This window comes from Streptacidiphilus sp. ASG 303, from assembly GCF_020991365.1.
GTDB lineage: Bacteria > Actinomycetota > Actinomycetes > Streptomycetales > Streptomycetaceae > Peterkaempfera.
This window is the reverse complement of record NZ_JAJLRA010000100.1, coordinates 1-430: the sequence shown is the minus strand read 5'-3', so window position 1 is coordinate 430 and position 430 is coordinate 1. Positions and strand designations below refer to the sequence as shown.

General features: G+C 71.9%; 1 protein-coding gene. It reads left to right on the top strand.

The window, feature by feature from the left end; all coding sequences use genetic code 11:
- The coding region (locus LO771_RS30085; protein WP_230748335.1) for a phosphopantetheine-binding protein at positions 1 to 430 on the top strand (430 nt) is incomplete at both ends.

Below are 430 nucleotides of genomic sequence, written 5' to 3'. Positions count from 1 at the left end.
CCGGCCGCAGGCCGGAGACCGAGCGGGAAGCACAGCTGTGCGCCGTCTTCGCCGAGGTCCTCGGCATCCCCGAGGTGGGTGTCGAGGACAACTTCTTCGAGCTCGGCGGGCACTCCCTGCTCGCCGTCACCCTCATCGAGCGCATCCGCACCACCCTGGGCGTCGAGCTTCCGGTCAGGGCCCTGTTCACCGCGCCGACGGTGGCCGCGCTGGCCGGCGAACTGACCGGCCCCACCGTGACGGTCCCGCCGAACCTGATTCCGCAGGGGGCCCGGGAGATCACCCCCGCGATGCTGCCCCTGGTCGAGCTGAGCACCGACGACATCCAGCGCATCGTGGAGCGCGTGCCCGGCGGGGCCGCGAACATCGCGGACCTCTACCCGCTCGCCCCCCTGCAGGAGGGCATCTTCTTCCACCACCTCCTGGAGGC